At 43.9% G+C, this 17700-nt stretch carries 20 protein-coding genes and 1 pseudogene; 20 read left to right on the forward strand and 1 reads right to left on the reverse strand.

Annotated elements, in window-relative coordinates; genetic code table 11:
- The first annotated feature begins 9 nt into the window (after positions 1 to 9).
- The 18 genes and pseudogenes from ACGHJ8_RS02855 to ACGHJ8_RS02940 all read left to right on the forward strand — a co-directional run bounded on the left by ACGHJ8_RS02855 (position 10) and on the right by ACGHJ8_RS02940 (position 16126).
- Positions 10 to 882: a M23 family metallopeptidase gene (locus ACGHJ8_RS02855; RefSeq protein ID WP_390541577.1), complete on the forward strand. Its 873-nt coding sequence runs from the start codon at positions 10 to 12 to the stop codon at positions 880 to 882.
- Positions 883 to 942: 60 nt separating this feature from the next.
- Positions 943 to 2322, forward strand: a complete 1380-nt coding sequence (locus ACGHJ8_RS02860) for an FtsK/SpoIIIE domain-containing protein (RefSeq protein WP_390541579.1) — start codon at positions 943 to 945, stop codon at positions 2320 to 2322.
- Positions 2323 to 2329: 7 nt separating this feature from the next.
- Positions 2330 to 2734 (forward strand): hypothetical protein, encoded by a 405-nt coding sequence (locus ACGHJ8_RS02865; protein ID WP_390541581.1) that lies wholly within the window; start codon positions 2330 to 2332, stop codon positions 2732 to 2734.
- A 225-nt stretch (positions 2735 to 2959) separates the two neighbouring features.
- Positions 2960 to 4165, forward strand: a complete 1206-nt coding sequence (gene mobT, locus ACGHJ8_RS02870; protein ID WP_390541583.1) for a MobT family relaxase — start codon at positions 2960 to 2962, stop codon at positions 4163 to 4165.
- A gap of 15 nt (positions 4166 to 4180) precedes the next feature.
- On the forward strand, positions 4181 to 4321 hold the full coding sequence (locus ACGHJ8_RS02875; protein WP_021374764.1) for a DUF3789 domain-containing protein: 141 nt from the start codon (positions 4181 to 4183) through the stop codon (positions 4319 to 4321).
- Complete coding sequence (locus tag ACGHJ8_RS02880; RefSeq protein ID WP_010817890.1) at positions 4318 to 4539, forward strand: hypothetical protein; 222 nt, start codon at positions 4318 to 4320, stop codon at positions 4537 to 4539. The genes ACGHJ8_RS02875 and ACGHJ8_RS02880 overlap by 4 nt, the downstream gene beginning before the upstream one ends.
- Positions 4540 to 4621: 82 nt before the next feature.
- Positions 4622 to 4864 (forward strand): hypothetical protein, encoded by a 243-nt coding sequence (locus ACGHJ8_RS02885; RefSeq protein ID WP_390541585.1) that lies wholly within the window; start codon positions 4622 to 4624, stop codon positions 4862 to 4864.
- Positions 4839 to 5336, forward strand: a complete 498-nt coding sequence (locus ACGHJ8_RS02890) for an antirestriction protein ArdA (RefSeq protein ID WP_390541587.1) — start codon at positions 4839 to 4841, stop codon at positions 5334 to 5336. Before ACGHJ8_RS02885 ends, ACGHJ8_RS02890 begins: the two co-directional genes overlap by 26 nt.
- A gap of 29 nt (positions 5337 to 5365) precedes the next feature.
- Entirely contained in the window at positions 5366 to 5857 is a 492-nt protein-coding gene (locus ACGHJ8_RS02895) for an antirestriction protein ArdA (protein ID WP_206407334.1), read from the forward strand.
- A 163-nt stretch (positions 5858 to 6020) separates the two neighbouring features.
- Positions 6021 to 6410 (forward strand): conjugal transfer protein, encoded by a 390-nt coding sequence (locus tag ACGHJ8_RS02900; protein WP_070087533.1) that lies wholly within the window; start codon positions 6021 to 6023, stop codon positions 6408 to 6410.
- Positions 6397 to 8844 carry an ATP-binding protein gene (locus ACGHJ8_RS02905; RefSeq protein ID WP_373221535.1) on the forward strand — a complete coding sequence of 816 codons (2448 nt, stop codon included), beginning with the start codon at positions 6397 to 6399 and terminating at the stop codon, positions 8842 to 8844. The genes ACGHJ8_RS02900 and ACGHJ8_RS02905 overlap by 14 nt, the downstream gene beginning before the upstream one ends.
- Positions 8844 to 11026: pseudogene (locus tag ACGHJ8_RS02910) on the forward strand (CD3337/EF1877 family mobilome membrane protein). The gene ACGHJ8_RS02905 and the pseudogene ACGHJ8_RS02910 overlap by 1 nt, the downstream one beginning before the upstream one ends.
- Positions 11023 to 12030, forward strand: a complete 1008-nt coding sequence (locus ACGHJ8_RS02915; RefSeq protein WP_087304650.1) for a lysozyme family protein — start codon at positions 11023 to 11025, stop codon at positions 12028 to 12030. The pseudogene ACGHJ8_RS02910 and the gene ACGHJ8_RS02915 overlap by 4 nt, the downstream one beginning before the upstream one ends.
- A gap of 15 nt (positions 12031 to 12045) precedes the next feature.
- Positions 12046 to 12939 carry a conjugal transfer protein gene (locus tag ACGHJ8_RS02920; protein WP_390541590.1) on the forward strand — a complete coding sequence of 298 codons (894 nt, stop codon included), beginning with the start codon at positions 12046 to 12048 and terminating at the stop codon, positions 12937 to 12939.
- Between the two features lie 108 nt (positions 12940 to 13047).
- Positions 13048 to 13944, forward strand: a complete 897-nt coding sequence (locus tag ACGHJ8_RS02925) for a YafY family protein (protein WP_173879507.1) — start codon at positions 13048 to 13050, stop codon at positions 13942 to 13944.
- 79 nt (positions 13945 to 14023) lie between these two features.
- Positions 14024 to 14773 carry a GNAT family N-acetyltransferase gene (locus ACGHJ8_RS02930; protein WP_390541593.1) on the forward strand — a complete coding sequence of 250 codons (750 nt, stop codon included), beginning with the start codon at positions 14024 to 14026 and terminating at the stop codon, positions 14771 to 14773.
- Positions 14774 to 14829: 56 nt separating this feature from the next.
- The gene (locus ACGHJ8_RS02935; RefSeq protein WP_390542404.1) at positions 14830 to 15666 is read left to right on the forward strand and encodes a radical SAM protein; all 837 of its coding nucleotides are present in this window, start codon (positions 14830 to 14832) and stop codon (positions 15664 to 15666) included.
- A 124-nt stretch (positions 15667 to 15790) separates the two neighbouring features.
- The gene (locus tag ACGHJ8_RS02940; RefSeq protein ID WP_117512909.1) at positions 15791 to 16126 is read left to right on the forward strand and encodes a helix-turn-helix domain-containing protein; all 336 of its coding nucleotides are present in this window, start codon (positions 15791 to 15793) and stop codon (positions 16124 to 16126) included.
- Between the two features lie 39 nt (positions 16127 to 16165).
- Here the strand turns inward: ACGHJ8_RS02940 and ACGHJ8_RS02945 are convergent, their stop codons facing one another.
- A complete protein-coding gene (locus tag ACGHJ8_RS02945) occupies positions 16166 to 16528 on the reverse strand; it encodes a helix-turn-helix domain-containing protein (protein WP_390541595.1) in 363 nt (120 codons plus the stop codon).
- A 151-nt stretch (positions 16529 to 16679) separates the two neighbouring features.
- Here ACGHJ8_RS02945 and ACGHJ8_RS02950 point away from each other — a divergent pair, with 151 nt between their 5' ends.
- Both ACGHJ8_RS02950 and ACGHJ8_RS02955 read left to right on the forward strand, forming a co-directional pair.
- Positions 16680 to 16904 carry a hypothetical protein gene (locus tag ACGHJ8_RS02950; RefSeq protein ID WP_390541597.1) on the forward strand — a complete coding sequence of 75 codons (225 nt, stop codon included), beginning with the start codon at positions 16680 to 16682 and terminating at the stop codon, positions 16902 to 16904.
- Positions 16905 to 16923: 19 nt separating this feature from the next.
- Positions 16924 to 17289: a hypothetical protein gene (locus ACGHJ8_RS02955; RefSeq protein ID WP_117512902.1), complete on the forward strand. Its 366-nt coding sequence runs from the start codon at positions 16924 to 16926 to the stop codon at positions 17287 to 17289.
- Positions 17290 to 17700: the final 411 nt, after the last annotated feature.

The raw sequence follows: 17700 nt of genomic DNA on the forward strand, positions 1-17700 counted from the left end.
TGATAATTAGTGGAAACTTTCGCAAAAATCATAAAAAAGATGTATTGGCTAGGATTGATAGGTTTTCTTGGAACATTTCTTGATATTCCAGTATTGAGGTTATTCTATCTGTTTTTTCTGCTGGCGATTGTAGATTTTGTTCTATCTTTTATTATTGTGATACGGACAGAAAGCACAGATGAAACAGCAATCGCCTTGAAATTCTTGTCTCAGAATATAGGTATGCTGATTGGAATACCCGTGATATATGTACGAAACTTGTTTTTTCTGCCTAATATCCGTAATTATAAACCACAGACTTTATATAGTCTCCCATTTTCGGGGTGCTGGACTGTGGCAAACGGCGGAATAAACAGAGAAACTTCCCATTCTTGGTCTATCTGCAATCAACGATATGCGTATGATTTTTTTGTTGAGGAAAATGGAAAAACATTTCATGGAGACGGGAAATCCGTATCTGATTATTTCTGCTACGGAAAACCTGTTTTATCTCCTGCTGACGGCATAGTGGTTGAAATCAAAAATCTTTTTGAAGATAATCCTATCCCAGAGGAGCAAGAGGTATTATGTAGTGCTTCTGACGTAAGAGGAAATTATATTGTTATTCAGCACACAAAGCATGAATATAGTACCATAGCACATATCAAAAAAGACAGCTTTTGTGTAAATGTAGGCGATAAAGTATGTCGGGGACAGCAGATAGCCTGCTGTGGCAATAGCGGTAACACAAGCGAACCGCATATACATTTTCAAGTACAGCAGGGAAAGAGTTTTCTTTTTTCCGCAAGCCTGCCGATTTGGTTCACAAAGATAATCAATTACACAACCTCAAAAGCAGACTCACATATCAGCAGGGGACAAATAGTAGAAAATCAGAAATAAGTAATCAAGCGGTTGGTCTTTACGATTGACCGCTTTTTCCATATCCAGAAAGGGGTGTTTATGAACCTATACAAATACAAGGGAAAGCGTATCAGAGCCAGCGACAAGAACCTTGTGTACCGCTTCTGTACGGGTACGCTCCTGCTCCTGTTCGTGGCGGTTCTCCTGCTACTGAACATGGGACAGCTCCTGCGTACTGATTGGGAGCATTTCAGCCTGCTTGATAATGGCGTGACGCTTTCCACATACAACTTCATAACCATAGGGATAGCGACTGGTGTTTGTGCATTGGTCGCTTTTCTTTATTACCGCTTCTTCCATGACAGCTTCAAGAAGCTATTACACCGTCAAAAGCTGGCACGCATGATACTGGACAATAAGTGGTATGAAGCCCAGACCGTACAGGACAGCGGTTTTTTCACTGACCTGCAGAGCAGATCAAGGGAAAAAATCGTCTGGTTTCCTAAAATCTATTATCAAATGGACAAGGGACTGCTCCATATCCGCTGTGAAATCTCTTTGGGAAAGTATCAAGACCAGCTCCTTAGACTGGAAGATAAGCTGGAAAGCGGGCTTTACTGCGAGCTGACCGACAAGACGCTCCATGACGGCTATATCGAGTACACCCTGCTCTATGACATGATAGCGAACCGTATCACGATTGACGAGGTAAAGGCAGAAAACGGGGGCTTGCGTTTGATGAAGAACCTCACATGGGAATACGACGCACTCCCTCACGCCCTTATCTGTGGCGGTACTGGCGGTGGAAAGACCTATTTCCTGCTGACAATCATTGAAGCCCTCTTGCAGACCAACGCCCAGCTTTTCATCTTAGACCCTAAGAACGCTGACCTTGCGGACTTGGGTACGGTCATGGATAACGTGTACCACACCAAAGAAGATATGATTGAATGTGTCAATGCGTTCTATGAGGGAATGGTACAGCGAAGCGAGGAAATGAAACGCCACCCAGACTACAAGACGGGCGAAAACTATGCCTATCTGGGCTTACCGCCCTGCTTCCTTATCTTTGACGAGTATGTGGCGTTCTTGGAAATGCTGGGGACAAAGGAAAGCATGAGCCTACTTAGCCAGCTAAAGAAAATCGTCATGCTTGGCAGACAGGCAGGCTATTTCCTCATTGTCGCCTGCCAGCGTCCCGACGCAAAGTATTTCAGCGACGGTATCAGAGATAACTTCAACTTCCGTGTGGGCTTGGGACGTATCAGCGAGCTTGGCTACGGTATGCTTTTCGGAAGCGACGTAAAGAAACAGTTCTTCCAGAAGCGTATCAAAGGGCGTGGCTATTGTGACGTGGGTACGAGCGTTATATCGGAGTTTTACACTCCCCTTGTTCCAAAGGGGCATGATTTTTTACAGACTATCGGCTCTCTTGCACTGGCAAGGCAAGCCGTAACAGATGAACGAAAGGAGAATTGAAAAATATATGGGACTTTTAGAAATGGGTTACAGCGACCCTACTGCAGATTTGCACGTTGAGGGTGTCTGCGTAGACTTTGACCGCTACCTTGCGGATTTGGAAAGTGTCGCTGGCACGACTGACGATAAATGTGAGGAATTTCCGACAGAAGCCTATCATGCACATATGGAAGATATTCTGACAGAAGCGGGGCTTGGGAGATTGAAACTTCCGTTGCTCTTTTCCGTGGTGCTGGACGAATGGCTTTCCATTCATGGCTTCAACTACCGTTTTACGTTTCTTGTGGTGGATAAGGATTTTTTCAGACAGATATACCATGAATATGAGATTGACAAGGATATTGTCAGAAAATGCCTTTCTGCCGATACAGACGTTATCGTAGTTTATACGGGCATGACAAGGATAGGCTGAACCACTGACGGCTGGAACGGTCAGCGAAGCGGCCCAGACCGTGTAAGCCGTCCTGTGGAGCAGGGCTTGCCCTGCTCCACGAAAGAAGCCCCTCGGTATCTAACAGAGGGGCACAATTCCGCTGGAAACTACGGTCAAAAAGTCTGGAAATCCCGCTTGGTATAAGGATTTTCAGTCACTCATAGCTGACTGTGACAATCGGCGGAAAATATCACACTTTTACGATTGGGGGTATGCAGGCTGAATGAAAGCACCTTTATAACCGCCTTGAAAGAGAAACGCTTATCTTACGGCGTGTCCCAGACAAGGCTTGCAATCATGGCTGGTATCAGCCGTGAACACTTGAACCGTATCGAAGCGGGCAAGGTAACGCTCACGGACGATATGCAAGAAAAGCTCATGGAAGCGGTTGAGAAATTCAATCCCGACGCTCCCATGTTCCTGCTGTTCGACTATGTGCGTATCCGTTTCCCCACGCTGGATATACAGCACGTTATCAAAAATATATTGAAGCTCAATATCGACTATATGCTCCATGAGGACTACGGACACTACAAGTACACCGAGCATTACTATCTGGGTGATGTGTTCGTCTACACTTCGCAGGACGAGGAAAAAGGCACGCTTCTGGAACTGAAAGGAAAAGGCTGTCGCCAGTTTGAAAGCTATCTGCTGGCACAGGAGCGAAGCTGGTATGACTTCCTCATGGACGCTCTGGTTGAGGGCGGTGTGATGAAACGCCTTGACCTTGCGATTAACGACAGGGCGGGCATACTGGATATTCCAGATCTGACCGCCAAATGCAACCGTGAGGAATGTGTTTCCCTGTTCCGTTCTTTCAAGTCCTATGCTTCTGGCGAGCTGGTGAAGCACAACGAGCAGGACAAGGCGGGCATGGGACACACGCTGTATATCGGTTCTCTGAAATCGGAAGTCTACTTCTGCTGTTATGAGAAGAACTACGAACAGTACGCAAAGCTGGGCGTGCCGATTGAGGAAGCACCGATTAAGAACCGCTTCGAGATACGATTGAAAGATGAAAGAGCTTATTATGCCGTCCGTGAACTGCTGACCCATTATGACGCAGAACAGACGGCATTTTCTATCATCAATCACTATATCCGCTTTGTGGACAAAGAGCCGGAGAAGCGAAAGACAGACTGGAAGCTCAATGACCGCTGGGCGTGGTTTATCGGAAAAGACCGACCACCTATCAAGCTGACAACAGACCCAGAGCCGTATACTCTGGAAAGGACGCTGGGCTGGATAAGCAGGCAGGTCGCCCCTACGCTGAAAATGCTGAAAAAGATAGACGCTGGCAACAGCACAAGCTATCTGAAAGAGATTGAGGACAACGCAAAGCTGACGGAAAAGCATTTGCAGATAATCAGACAGCAGACAGCGGACACAGAGGAACTTGTCACAGAGTAAAGGAGAATTTTGACTATGGCAGAACTTGTCAAGGACTTGGTGCTGGTATCGCTGGGAATGGGTATCGGTGTCGTCCTTATGTGTATCGCACAGGTCAGCAAAATGGCTGACGAGCAAATGGAAGAAATCAAAAAAGAAAGGATTGATAAAGAATGAATTTCGGACAGAACTTATACAACTGGTTTTTAAGCAACGCCCAGAGCTTAGTGCTTATGGCAATCGTGGTAATCGGTATCTACTTAGGATTTAAGAGAGAGTTTTCTAAGTTAATCGGCTTCCTTGTGATTGCTTTAATCGCTGTCGGGCTGGTATTCAATGCCGGCGGTGTCAAGGACGTGCTGTTAGAGCTGTTCAACCGTATCATTGGGGCGTAACAATCAGCAGTTTGCGGTCACGCAAACTTACCTGTCCCCCTATGGGAGTTCGGGCATAGGGGGAATGAAAGGGGGTGACGGAATGGTACAAAAAGACATTTTTACAGATATGCAGGCAAAAATCGGGTGTCCGTATCTCTCTGACCTGCCTTATTACAAGCGTACAGTCTGGTTTGAGATGAAACGCCTTTGCCTGTCTGACTACCCTAAGAAACAGTTAGAAGATTTTTCACGCTATGTATTCGGTGTGCCTTATGCCGTCATACAGGAAGCGTTGACAAGAGAGGACGTGATGAAACATGGAAGAAATGCGTGTGCAGATTGAAGCCAGAGAACCGACAGACGGAGAAATCCGAGCCTTTTGGTTCACCCTGCCTATCGACACAGAACAAGTGGAAGAACTGCTGGGAATTGATGTAGACACAGACTATTACTATATCACAGGCAAGGAGCTTCCCTTTGCTGATGAAGTGCAGGAAGATACCACCGTGGAAAAGCTCAATGACCTGTATTCTACTTATGAAAATTTACCCTCTGACTTGAAAGAGGATTATGCGGAGCTTATGTGCTATTACTCTAATCTTGATGAATTGCACAGATACAGAAATGACATTATTCATTATTCGTGGTGTAAGAACATGACGGACGTTGCCCGCCACATACTGAACAACGACCCAGCGTTCACTTCCCTTAGTGAGAGCGTTATCCGCTATTTCGATTTTGAAGCCTACGGGCAGTACCTTGACGACAACGGACGCTTTGTGGAAACCGACCACGGTATCTATGAGCTTCCGTAGAAAAGAGGTGTGTGCCTGTGGTTGACGACATGAGGGTGTATATCGCTAATCTTGGCAAGTACAACGAGGGCGAACTTGTAGGGGATTGGTTCTCTTTCCCTATCGACGAGGAAGATGTTGCGGAGCGTATCGGGCTGAACAGCTATTATGAGGAATATGCTGTCCATGATACCGACAACTTTCCTATTGAAATCGGGGAGTATATCTCCATTCAAGAACTCAATGAGATGTACGAGATGATTTGTGAGCTTCCCGACTATATCACCGACGCTCTGGACGAGTTTGTTTCCCATTATGGAAGTCTGGAAGAAGTATACGAACACAAGGACGACATTTATTTCTATCCAGACTGTGAGGACATGACCGATATTGCCTATTACTTCATTGACGAGTTACAGGTATTGGGTGAAATTCCGCTACCGTTGCAGAACTATATCGACTATGAAGCATACGGCAGGGACTTATCCATAGAGGGGACATTCATTGAAACAAGCCGAGGGATATGCGAGATACCATATTAGAGCTGGCAGATCAGCGACAGTAAAGGTCGCTACTGACAGCTTTTTGTATTTTACGGGGACGGCCAGAAGCGGGCTGTCCCTTAATCATTGAAAGAAATCCCACAAGGGGATACCTCTATGCCGTGAGGAATACGGCAGGGATAATGAAAGGAGCTGAAACGAATTGAAGAAGATTAAGAGCTACACGGGTATCTGGAACGTGGAGAAAGTCTTATACGCAATCAATGACTTTACTCTCCCGTTTCCCGTTACCTTTACCCAGATAACGTGGTTTGTCATCACGGAGTTTGCCGTCATTCTCTTAGGGGACTTACCGCCGTTATCGCTTATCGAGGGGGCGTTTCTGAAATACTTCGGTATTCCCGTCGCCCTCACATGGTTCATGAGCCAAAAGACCTTTGACGGCAAGAAGCCTTACAGCTTCTTGAAATCGCAGATTACATTTGCCCTGCGACCAAAAGTGACCTATGCAGGAAAAGCCGTGAAGCTGGAAAAGGAAGTTTTCAGTGAACCTGTCACGGCGGTTAGGAGTGTGATGTATGTTCCCGATTAAATATATCGACAACAACCTTGTCTGGAACAAGGACAATGAGGTATTCGCCTACTATGAGCTGATACCGTATAACTATTCTTTTCTGTCAGCGGAACAGAAATTTATCGTCCATGACAGCTTCCGTCAGCTTATCGCACAGAGCCGTGAGGGGAAGATACACGCCTTGCAGATAGCGACGGAAAGCTCCGTAAGAAGCATACAGGAACAGTCAAAAAAGCTGGTGACGGGGCGACTTCGTGATGTGGCGATACAGAAGATAGATGAACAGACAGAAGCGTTAGTAAGCATGATTGGGGACAATCAAGTGGACTACCGCTTTTTTATCGGCTTCAAGCTCATTGTGACAGAGGAAAAAGTGAGCCTTGACAGCATGAAGAAATCGGCATTTCTGACATTCAAGGAATTTCTAAATGAGGTCAACCATACGCTGATGAACGACTTTATCTCCATGCCAGATGATGAAATCAACCGCTACATGAAAATGGAAAAACTGCTGGAAAATAAAATCTCCCGCCGTTTCAAGTTCCGACGCTTGGATAAGAACGACTTCGGGTATCTTATCGAGCATATCTACGGCAGGGACGGCGTGGCGTATGAGGACTACGAATATTCGCTTCCAAAGAAGAAGCTGAAAAAGGCAACGCTCATCAAGCAGTACGACCTTATCCGTCCGACCCGCTGTCTGATAGAGGAAAGCCAGCGATACTTGCGACTGGAACATGAGGACAGCGAGAGCTTCGTATCCTACTTTACCGTCAATGCCATTGTGGGCGAGCTGGATTTTCCGTCCAGTGAGATATTTTACTTCCAGCAACAGCAGTTCACCTTTCCCGTGGACACTTCTATGAATGTAGAAATCGTCGGCAACCGCAAGGCACTTTCCACGGTGAGAAATAAAAAGAAAGAGCTGAAAGACTTGGACAATCACGCCTATCAGTCTGGAAGCGAAACAAGCTCAAACGTGGTGGACGCATTAGACAGCGTGGACGAGCTGGAAACCGACCTCGACCAGAGCAAGGAAAGTATGTATAAACTTTCTTACGTTATCCGTGTGTCTGCTCCCGACCTCGACGAGCTGAAACGACGCTGTGATGAGGTCAAGGACTTCTACGACGACCTCAATGTAAAGTTAGTCCGTCCTGCTGGGGATATGCTGGGGCTTCACTCTGAATTTCTCCCCGCCAGCAAGCGTTATATCAATGACTATGTGCAGTATGTGAAATCGGACTTTCTGGCGGGGCTTGGCTTTGGGGCGACACAACAGCTTGGCGAGAATACAGGTATCTATATCGGCTATTCCGTGGACACGGGAAGAAACGTCTATTTACAGCCCTCTCTTGCTTCACAGGGTATCAAGGGGACAGTCACCAATGCTTTAGCTTCTGCCTTTGTCGGTTCGCTGGGCGGTGGAAAGTCATTCTGCAACAATCTGATTGTCTATTATTCCGTTCTCTTTGGGGGACAGGCTGTCATTCTCGACCCTAAAAGCGAGCGTGGCAACTGGAAAGAAACGCTCCCAGAGATAGCCCATGAAATCAATATCGTCAATCTTACCAGCGATAAGGAAAATGCTGGGCTTCTTGACCCGTTCGTCATTATGAAGAATGTAAAAGACGCTGAAAGTCTGGCGATAGACATTCTCACATTCCTTACGGGGATTTCCTCTAGGGACGGCGAGAAGTTCCCTGTCCTTAGAAAAGCGGTGCGAGCCGTGACCCAGAGCGATCAGCGAGGCTTGCTCCATGTGATAGACGAGCTACGCAGAGAGGACACGGCGATAGCCCGCAATATTGCCGACCATATCGACAGCTTTACGGACTATGACTTTGCACATCTGCTGTTCTCGGACGGTTCAGTGTCTAACGCTATCAGCTTGGACAATCAGCTCAATATCATACAGGTGGCAGATTTGGTACTTCCCGACAAGGACACGACCTTTGAGGAATACACGACCATAGAACTGCTGTCCGTGGCTATGTTGATTGTTATTTCCACCTTTGCCTTAGACTTCATTCATTCAGACCGCAGTATCTTTAAAATCGTGGATTTAGATGAAGCGTGGGCGTTCCTCAACGTGGCACAGGGAGAAACGCTCTCAAATAAGCTGGTGCGTGCGGGACGTGCTATGCAGGCGGGCGTGTACTTTGTCACGCAATCCTCTGGCGACGTGTCAAAGGAAAGTTTGAAAAACAATATCGGCTTGAAGTTTGCCTTTAGAAGTACCGACATCAACGAGATAAAGCAGACCCTTGAATTTTTCGGTATCGACAAGGACGACGAGAACAACCAGAAAAGGCTTCGTGATTTGGAGAACGGACAATGCCTGCTTCAAGACTTGTACGGGCGTGTGGGCGTGGTGCAGATACACCCTGTCTTTGAAGAATTACTGCACGCCTTTGATACCAGACCGCCCGTAAAAAGCGAGGTGGAGTGATGAAAGATAGGATAAAGGGCTTCTGACAAAAAAGAAGCTCTTTCGTTTTTTCAAGATAACTCTGATTGTGGTACTGACGACCATTGCCCTGCTCTCCCTTTTAGGGACGGTGGCACACGCTTCTGGGCTGGTAGATGATACCGTCAATGCGGACAACCTGTATTCACAGTACCCGCTGGAGAACTACCAGCTTGACTTCTATGTGGACAATAGCTGGGGCTGGCTTCCGTGGAACTGGCTGGACGGTATCGGAAAGAGCGTGCAGTATGGGCTTTACTGTATCACCAACTTTATCTGGACTATCAGCCTGTATCTAAGCAACGCCACGGGGTACGTCGTCCAGCAGGCGTATAAGCTGGACTTCATCAACGACATGGCAGACAGTATCGGGAAAAGCATACAGACCCTAGCGGGCGTAACGGAAAATGGCTTTGGAAGTACGGGCTTCTATGTGGGCTTCCTGCTTCTCATTATCCTTATCGTGGGTATCTATGTTGCCTACACGGGACTTATCAAGCGAGAAACCAGCAAGGCACTCCACGCTGTTATCAACTTCGTTGTGGTGTTTATCGTGTCCGCTTCCTTTATCGCCTACGCTCCCGACTATATCAAGAAGATAAACGATTTTTCCAGTGATATAAGCACCGCTTCTCTGGATTTGGGAACAAAAATCATGCTCCCCGACAGCGACAGTCAAGGAAAAGACAGCGTGGACTTGATAAGGGACAGCCTGTTCTCCATACAGGTACAACAGCCGTGGCTACTTCTGCAATTTGGCAACAGCGATATAGAGGAAATCGGGGCTGACCGTGTGGAAGCTCTGGTATCGGTCAGTCCGTCAGCAGACGACGGGGCGACCCGTGAGGACGTGGTGAAAACGGAAATCGAGGATAACGACAATGACAATCTGACGATACCGCAGGTCATCAACCGTCTGGGAATGGTGTTCTTCCTGCTCATCTTCAATCTGGGGATAACGATATTCGTATTCCTGCTCACAGGCATGATGATATTCTCCCAGATACTATTTATCATTTTTGCTATGTTCCTGCCTATCAGCTTCCTGCTCTCCATGATACCCAGCTATGAGAATATGGCGAAACAGGCAATCGTGCGAGTGTTCAATACGATTATGACAAGGGCGGGGATAACGCTCATTGTCACGGTGGCTTTCAGTATTTCCAGTATGTTCTACAACATATCCACCGATTACCCGTTTTTTATGATTGCGTTCTTACAGATAGTCTGCTTTGCGGGTATCTACATGAAGCTGGGCGACCTTATGAGTATGTTCTCTCTTAACGCTGGGGACAGCCAGAGCATGGGACGCAGGATATTCCGTCGCCCGTATCTGTTCATGCGACACAGGGCTAGGCGTATGGAAAACAGATTGGTAAGAGCTGTCGGAAAAGGAAGTATGGTAGGTGCTGGAACGGGAGCAATGGCTGGTTCTGTCTTGTCCAGTGCAGGCAGTAAACAGTCCCATGCCAATACGACCCGTAAGCGTGACAATACGTCCTTTGGAAGCCGAGCTGGTTCAGCGGTAGGTGCGGTGCTTGATACGAAAAACAAGGTCAAAGACAAGGCAACGGCTGTCAAGGAGAATATCAAGGATATGCCGACCCAGACTGCCTATGCTGTACACTCCGCAAAGGAAAAGGCAAAATCCAGTGTTTCCGACTTCAAGCGTGGCATTGTGCAGGGGCAGGAAACCAGACAAAGCGAGCGTGCCGACAAGCTCCAACAGCATAGACAGAATATCGCTGATAAGCGTATGGAACTTCAAAAGGCACAGGAAGCAAAGCAGGCTGGAAGAAAAACGGACGGATCAGCGACAACAGGAGCTACCCGTCCCCATGATAGACCTGTCACCGCTTCTCCTGCTTCAAAGACAGACACAGGAAAAGCACAGGAAATCAAGCGTTCTGTCACGACCGACAAGGTACATACCGAGCCGACCACGCCACAGCCTGTCAAGGAGCGTCCGCTTGCTTCTGGTACAGAAAAGAAAACTTCTGTCCCTGTATCACAGCCACAGGGACAGCGACAGACCGTAAGACGTACCGTGGAGCAGACAAGCAAGACAGAGCGTACTCTTTCCAGTCAGCAGAAACAGACGAATTACCAGAAAAATCAACAGACCGTGAAGAAAACTACCACAAAGAAAGGACGTAGGAAATGAAACTAAGACATCTCGCCATTATCGGCAGTCTGTTTCCATTCCTTATTGCGATAGTGCTTTTCTTTGGTGTCCTTATCAGTGCCGAGGACGACGACGGGGGCGGTGGTTCTTCCTCATGGGTAACGGGCATGAACCTGTCCGCAGAGGTCTTGAAACATCAGCCTATGGTGGAGAAATACGCAAAGGAATACGGCATATCCGAGTACGTCCCCTATCTGCTGGCAATCATACAGGTGGAAAGTGGCGGGACAGCCGAGGATGTTATGCAGAGTTCCGAGAGCATGGGCTTACCGCCTAACTCCCTTGATACGGAAAGCTCAATCAAGCAGGGGTGCAAGTATTTTGCGTCCCTGCTTTCTTCAGCAGAAAATCAAGGCATAGAGGATATAAACGTCGTGGTGCAGTCCTATAACTATGGCGGTGGCTATATCGACTATGTGGCTAAGAACGGAAAAAAGCACAGCTTCACGCTGGCAGAGAATTTCGCCCGTGATAAATCTGGCGGGAAGAAAGTCACCTACACAAACCCTATCGCTGTCGCACGCAATGGTGGCTGGCGTTACGGGTACGGGAATATGTTCTATGTGGAGCTTGTCAGCCAGTATCTTACTGTCAGTCAAGTATCGGGCGAGCTGGCACAGAAGATAATGAATGAAGCTCTGAAATATCAAGGCTGGGACTATGTGTACGGCGGGAGCAATCCTAACACTTCTTTTGACTGTTCGGGGCTGGTTCAATGGTGCTATGGCAAGGCGGGTATCAATCTGCCGAGAACGGCACAGGCACAGTATGACGCTACCCAGCATATCCCGCTTTCACAGGCACAGGCTGGGGATTTGGTGTTCTTCCACAGTACCTACAATGCGGGAACGTATGTAACCCACGTCGGTATCTATGTGGGAAATAACCAGATGTACCACGCTGGCGACCCGATAGGCTACGCTGACCTTACAAGCTCCTACTGGCAACAGCACCTTATCGGAGCTGGCAGAATTAAGCAATAGAAAGGAATGGAAATCATGTTCAAGAAGAAAGAAAAACCGATAAAGGAAAAGAAAGTCCGTACTATGAAAGTGGGGACGCATAAGAAGTCCGTCATTGCCCTCTGGGTGGTGCTTATCGCAAGCGTGAGCTTTGGTGTGTATAAGAATTTTACGGCTATCGACCAGCACACCACCCATGAAGTAGAAACCATACAGCTCCGCTTGAATGACACCAACGGCATAGAAAACTTTGTCAAGAACTTTGCGAAGTCCTATTACACATGGAGCAACACCAAAGAAGCAATCGAAGCAAGGGCACAGGCTATCAGTGCTTATCTGACACAAGAATTGCAGGATTTGAATGTTGATACTGTGAGAACAGATATACCGACCAGCTCCACGGTCACGGACGTACTTATCTGGGACGTGGAACAGTCTGGGGAGAACACTTTTACTGTTGCCTACGAAGTAGATCAGCAGATAAAAGAGGGCGACCAGACAAGGAATGTATCAGAAACCTATACCGTGACCGTTCATGTAGACGCTGACGGGGATATGGTGATTATCCAGAACCCGACCCTCGCTCCTGCTATGGAAAAATCCGATTATGAACCAAAGGCACAGGAAGCCGACAACAGTGTGGACGCTGGCACGATAAATGACGCTACGGCATTTCTGGAAACATTCTTCAAGCTGTACCCTACCGCAACGGACAAGGAGCTTGCCTACTATGTAGAGGGAAATGCCCTTGAACCGATAACCGGGGACTACCTCTATTCCGAGCTTGTAAATCCTGTATTCACGGCAGACGGCGACAATGTGAAAGTGAGCGTTGCGGTGAAATTCATTGACAATCAGACAAAAGCGACACAGGTATCACAGTATGAGCTGACGCTTCATAAGGATAGCAACTGGAAGATTATAGAGTGACGATAAGTAAAGACTCGCTAATTTCATATCTTTTGGCGAGTCTTTACCTGATAAACTTGACATATATATGTCAGGCTTATATTATGAAAAAGAAATGGAGTGATTTAAATGCAAGAGAGTAGATTATTTAGAATTATTTATCATTTAATGGAAAACGGAAAATCTACCGCTCCAGAGTTGGCAGAAAAATTAGAAGTATCAGTAAGAACAATTTATAGGGATATTGATATTATTAGTAGTGCGGGTGTGCCTATATATGTGACAACGGGAAGAAACGGTGGCATACAGATAGCAGATAGTTTTGTTTTAGATAGGTTGCTTTTATCTGATAAAGAAAAAGAAGATATAATAACGGCATTAAAAAGTGTATCTATTGTGGATAATCATAACAGTGATACATTGTCAAAACTATCAGCGATTTTTAATACAAAAAGTGAAAACTGGCTTGAGGTTGACTTTTCACGCTGGGGGAATAAATCGCAAGATAATGCTATGTTTCAAAAGGTAAAGGAAGCAATCATATCACACAAAATGCTTTGTATTGTTTATGTGAATACTCGTGGAGAAGTGATTGAAAGAGTTATCTGTCCACTTAAAATGGTGTATAAAGCGAAAAGCTGGTATATAAAAGCCTTTTGTATGAATAAGTCCGATTTCCGTATCTTTAAATTGACACGTATTATACAAGCAAGGAATATGGGGAAAATTTTTAATCCTATGGAATTTCCACAAGAAGAAAAAAAGGAAATAAAAGCAAATTGTGAAAATGTTATACTGCGTTTTCCTCAAGAAATGGCTTATCGGATTTATGATGAATTTGAAGTTGATGAAATCAATCAAGACGATAATGGTGATTTTATAATTTCTGCTACAATGCCTATAGATGAATGGCTGATTGGTTATCTGCTTTCTTTTGGTTCAAAGGTTTGTATCATAGAACCAAAGTATTTAAAAAAAATTGTCTACAATGAAGCAAAAAAAATATGCGAACAAAATAAACCATGACATATGTTGTCAAGGTTATTGTGATATAATACAGATGAAAAAGTATTAAAGGGGTGAACTATTTATGAATGAAACATTTATGAATGAAACATTTATGAATTTAACGCTGAATAATCTGGACACAGAACATATATGTTGTGCAATTTCGGATAAAAAACATCAAATTGGAGTATCAGTAAAAAAACAATGGCTTAAGGAACGAATTGAAGAAGGTCATGTTTTCCGTAAACTTGATAAAAAAGGAAAAGTATTTATTGAATATGCTCCGATAGAAACAGCATGGGTTCCTGTTTCTGGAGAAAACTATCTGTATATTTACTGCCTTTGGGTATCTGGCTCTTTTAAGGGAAAAGGATATGCAAAATCTTTACTTGAATATTGTATTCATGACGCAAAGGAAACTGGGAAATCTGGTGTATGCATTCTCAGCTCAAAAAAGAAAAAGCCTTTTTTATCTGATAAGAAGTTTTTTCTGAAATATGGTTTTGAAGTGGCAGATACGGCTGGGAATGATTATGAGTTATTATCATTGTCTTTTGATGGGAATAAGCCTTGTTTTTCTGAAAACGCAAAAAAAATGACAATAGACCAAAAGGAGCTGACAATCTATTATGGATTACAGTGTCCATATATTCCTAATTGCATTGAACAAGTACAGGAATACTGTAATAAAAATAATATACCATTAAATTTAATTGCTGTAGATACTTTAGAAAAAGCTAAAAATGTTCCTTGCATTTTCAATAATTGGGCGGTATTTTATAACGGTGATTTTGTGACTAATCATCTTTTGAACGAAACTTTTTTGAAAAAGAAATTTCAATTATAAAGGTATAGTTTATGCACTTAAAAAAGGTGAAAGGGATTTTATCTTCATCAAATGGAATGAACTTATATCGAGGTTGTACTCACGGCTGTATATATTGTGACTCAAGGAGCAAATGTTACCACATGGAACATGCTTTTGAAGATGTTGAAGTCAAAGAAAATGCTATTGTCCTTTTAGAAAATGCTTTAAAAAGGAAACGATTAAAATGTATGTTGAGCACTGGTTCTATGACAGATCCTTATATTCCGCTTGAAGATGAATTTAGTAGTGTCAGAAAAGCATTATCGTTAGCATATAAGTACGGTTTTGGCTTTACTCTGATAACAAAATCTAATCGTGTATTAAAGGATTTAGATTTATTAAAGGCTATCAATGATAAAACAAAATGTGTAGTACAAATGACATTGACGACTTATGATGAGGATTTATGCAAAAAAATTGAACCAAATGTCAGCACAACAAAAGAAAGAGTTGAAGCTCTAAAAAAACTACATGATGCTGGTATTCCCACAGTTGTCTGGCTTTGCCCTATTCTTCCTTTCATCAATGATACGGAAGAAAATATCAAAGGAATTTTAAATTATTGTATTGAAGCAAAAGTTTATGGTGTTATCTGTTTTGGAATGGGACTAACGCTTCGTGAGGGAAATAGAGAATATTTTTATAACCAGTTAGACAGATTGTTTCCGTATTTGAAAGATAAATATATACAAACTTATGGTATGCAGTATCAGATAAACAGTCCAAATAATGCGACATTGATGAAGCTTTTTCATCAAATATGTGAAGATAACGGGATAGTACATGATAACAAAATTATCTTTGAATATTTAAGCAAATTTGAAGAGAAAAGCAAAGGTATTCAGTTAAAGTTATTTGATGACATATTATAGAATAATTGTTCTTATGAAATTTATTTATGAAAGTTGTTGATATTATGGGAAAATATTAGTTGCTGAATTTACAGATAAAGAAGAACATCTTTTTAATCAGTTAGTAGAATGGCTGTCTAATACTTTGTGTACTGCACCTGTTTCTCTAAGCAAGAAATATAACGGTTTAGACGTAAATTATTTTACTCGTACCGTTACTGACGATAAAGGAGATAAAATACATCTGACTGCCAAAGAATTTGACCTGCTATATTTCCTTTCCAGCCACAAAGGACAGGTATTTACAAAAGAACAGATTTACGAAAATGTGTGGGGATATGACAATGTACCAGACGCAAGCAACCTTTCCTCATTCATCAGAAAGTTAAGACTGAAAATAGAACCATACCCAGACAATCCACGATATATCATCACTGTCTGGGGCGTGGGATATAAATTCAGCGGAGAAGAAAAACCGTAGCTGTATTTCACAATTCATTGTGATCTGCACGCTACGGTTTTATCTATTGAACTGATTTCTTACGTTCTTATCCCTACGTATGGCTGTTTTGGCACATTTCAGCAGGTCAACTAAAAATCGGGTTTCGTATTCGTCGCAATCCTCAAAAATCTCTTTTGCTTCTCCCTTGAAAATATTCTGTGAAGCAAGTACATTATCACATAGGAGAACATCAACTGATACGGAAAGGGCATTGGCAATTTCAATCAATGTCGGCAGGCTGACTTTCGTTTTCCCTGTCTCCACGTTGCTCATGTGGGCTGGGGTAATATCTATAAGGTCTGCGACGGTTTCCTGTGTTATGCCTTTCTTAATTCGTGCTATCTTGATACGCTGTCCGATTGCTTTATAGTCTATTTCCACAGTTTCCCTCTCCTTTCTTGCTTTTCATTATTGTAACTATTCACAGAGTGTAATATAATAGTCTGTATAGATGAAACATTTATGTACTATATTTTTTGGCGAATTTTTTGAAATATATCATCAATTTTGAGAAAAGAGGTGTTCTGACCGTATGATGAAATTCAGTAAAAGGGATAGCAGGAAAATGATAAAAGAAATGGCTCGTCTGCATGGACTTTCTGTTTCAGAAGTCCGTGAACAGATACAGGGGAAAATCATAGACGTAATGAACAGTGACGACCCAGAACAGCAGGCAGAGTTTAAACGACTGTTCGGCAACAGTACGCCTACACCAGAGGAATTTATCTGTGTTACCAGCAGGCAGTTAAAAATTTAATGATTTAGGAGTGGCTATTATGGGACAAGTGGAGAAGCAAAAGGAAGTATTTCTGTCTGTATGCGGACAGCATGACTACGACTTACTGACGGGCAAGGAAGCAATGACACAGACGGATTTTGAACGTATCACTTATATTACTATGGTTCTGGGCTATACTACCTATACGCAGGAATTGATTAGTGAACATTTAGACTTGGCGTGCAATGAAGCGGAACGGACTGACAGGGAAATTGATATTCTTCAAGACTATCCAGCCTATTATGATGATGAAAACGTCTATGAACAGAGAGATAAATGGCTGGCAGACTTCATCGGTCAAGTACCGCCAGCAAAGCAGGACGATATTCGCCAGCTCATTAAAGAAAATACAGAGATTATCTGATACACAGGGTTATCGCAATCACGGCATTTATGCTGGGTGTGATAGCCTTTTTTAGTTCCTGCTAAAAAACAAGAACTTGGACGGAATTAGGACGGATTTATCTTTTATGCTTATTCTGTTGAAATTTGCCTTATTTTGGCAAGGCGGTTTCTTCACGGGAGGATTACGAATGACAGGAGTGCATAAAAGAAAATCATCAAAAAAATTTTAATCCGTGTTAAGGGAGTTTACAGCTATTTCCGTGTAGAATTTCCTCAATATTTGTCGATTATATTCGCTAAAGCTCAACGAGGTTATCAAAACTTCTTGGGCTTTTTTGCTTTTTCTGGATTTCTTTTTCAAACTTTGCCAGTTCATATCCTCTCATTTGTATTAATGACGGAAAGGGGGAAGGAACGGTTACAATCACCG

This window comes from Massiliimicrobium timonense (assembly GCF_042850985.1).
Lineage (GTDB): Bacteria > Bacillota_I > Bacilli_A > Erysipelotrichales > Coprobacillaceae > Allocoprobacillus.

Excerpts from the sequence above, each read along its gene's own strand:
- ACGHJ8_RS02860 (WP_390541579.1), top strand. The coding sequence starts at position 943 with ATGAACCTATACAAATACAAGGGAAAGCGTATCAGAGCCAGCGACAAG.
- ACGHJ8_RS02915 (WP_087304650.1), top strand. The coding sequence starts at position 11,023 with ATGAAACTAAGACATCTCGCCATTATCGGCAGTCTGTTTCCATTCCTT.
- ACGHJ8_RS02885 (WP_390541585.1), top strand. The coding sequence starts at position 4,622 with ATGGTACAAAAAGACATTTTTACAGATATGCAGGCAAAAATCGGGTGT.
- ACGHJ8_RS02930 (WP_390541593.1), top strand. The coding sequence starts at position 14,024 with ATGAATGAAACATTTATGAATTTAACGCTGAATAATCTGGACACAGAA.
- ACGHJ8_RS02880 (WP_010817890.1), top strand. The coding sequence starts at position 4,318 with ATGAATTTCGGACAGAACTTATACAACTGGTTTTTAAGCAACGCCCAG.
- ACGHJ8_RS02920 (WP_390541590.1), top strand. The coding sequence starts at position 12,046 with ATGTTCAAGAAGAAAGAAAAACCGATAAAGGAAAAGAAAGTCCGTACT.
- ACGHJ8_RS02935 (WP_390542404.1), top strand. The coding sequence starts at position 14,830 with ATGAACTTATATCGAGGTTGTACTCACGGCTGTATATATTGTGACTCA.
- ACGHJ8_RS02925 (WP_173879507.1), top strand. The coding sequence starts at position 13,048 with ATGCAAGAGAGTAGATTATTTAGAATTATTTATCATTTAATGGAAAAC.
- ACGHJ8_RS02875 (WP_021374764.1), top strand. The coding sequence starts at position 4,181 with ATGGCAGAACTTGTCAAGGACTTGGTGCTGGTATCGCTGGGAATGGGT.
- ACGHJ8_RS02865 (WP_390541581.1), top strand. The coding sequence starts at position 2,330 with ATGGGACTTTTAGAAATGGGTTACAGCGACCCTACTGCAGATTTGCAC.
- ACGHJ8_RS02890 (WP_390541587.1), top strand. The coding sequence starts at position 4,839 with ATGGAAGAAATGCGTGTGCAGATTGAAGCCAGAGAACCGACAGACGGA.
- ACGHJ8_RS02905 (WP_373221535.1), top strand. The coding sequence starts at position 6,397 with ATGTTCCCGATTAAATATATCGACAACAACCTTGTCTGGAACAAGGAC.
- ACGHJ8_RS02950 (WP_390541597.1), top strand. The coding sequence starts at position 16,680 with ATGATGAAATTCAGTAAAAGGGATAGCAGGAAAATGATAAAAGAAATG.
- ACGHJ8_RS02955 (WP_117512902.1), top strand. The coding sequence starts at position 16,924 with ATGGGACAAGTGGAGAAGCAAAAGGAAGTATTTCTGTCTGTATGCGGA.
- ACGHJ8_RS02895 (WP_206407334.1), top strand. The coding sequence starts at position 5,366 with ATGAGGGTGTATATCGCTAATCTTGGCAAGTACAACGAGGGCGAACTT.